Source organism: Microbacterium sp. UBA3394 (assembly GCF_002358725.1).
GTDB classification, from domain to species: Bacteria; Actinomycetota; Actinomycetes; order Actinomycetales; family Microbacteriaceae; genus Microbacterium; species Microbacterium luteum.
The window spans coordinates 9,077-9,681 of sequence record NZ_DEPK01000033.1; the positions used below are offsets into that span (position 1 = coordinate 9,077).

Sequence of the window (605 nt, forward strand, 5' to 3'; positions counted from 1 at the left end):
GCCGTGCAGGGCCGGGATCCGCACACGCAGGCGATCCTCGCGCTGCGCGGCAAGATCCTCAACGTCGAGCGCGCACGCTTGGACAAGGCGCTGTCGAACAAGGAAGTGCAGGCGATGATCCAGGCGTTCGGCGCCGGTATCGGCGAGGACTTCGACATCTCCAAGGCCCGCTATCACAAGATCGTGCTGATGGCCGATGCCGATGTCGACGGACAGCACATCACGACGCTCCTGCTGACCCTGCTGTTCCGCTACATGCGCGGCCTGATCGAGGCGGGCTTCGTCTATCTGGCACAGCCTCCGCTCTATCGCCTGAAGTGGTCGAACTCGCCGCACGAGTACGTCTTCAGCGACCGCGAGCGCGATGCCCTCCTCGCCGACGGCCTCGCCAGCGGCAAGCGCATCCCCAAGGACAGCGGCGTGCAGCGGTACAAGGGTCTCGGCGAGATGAATGCCAAGGAGCTGTGGGAGACGACGATGGATGTCACGACCCGCACCCTCAAGCAGGTGACGATCGACGATGCCGCGGCAGCCGACGAGATCTTCTCCGTGCTCATGGGAGAAGACGTCGAGTCGCGTCGCGGGTTCATCCAGCGAAACGCCAA

General features: G+C 64.5%; 1 protein-coding gene. It reads left to right on the forward strand.

The genetic code is table 11. The annotated features are described in order from the left end of the window. Window positions 1–605, forward strand: a 605-nt coding sequence (locus B4E30_RS01985; protein WP_286793267.1) for a toprim domain-containing protein, incomplete at both ends; no start/stop codon positions are given.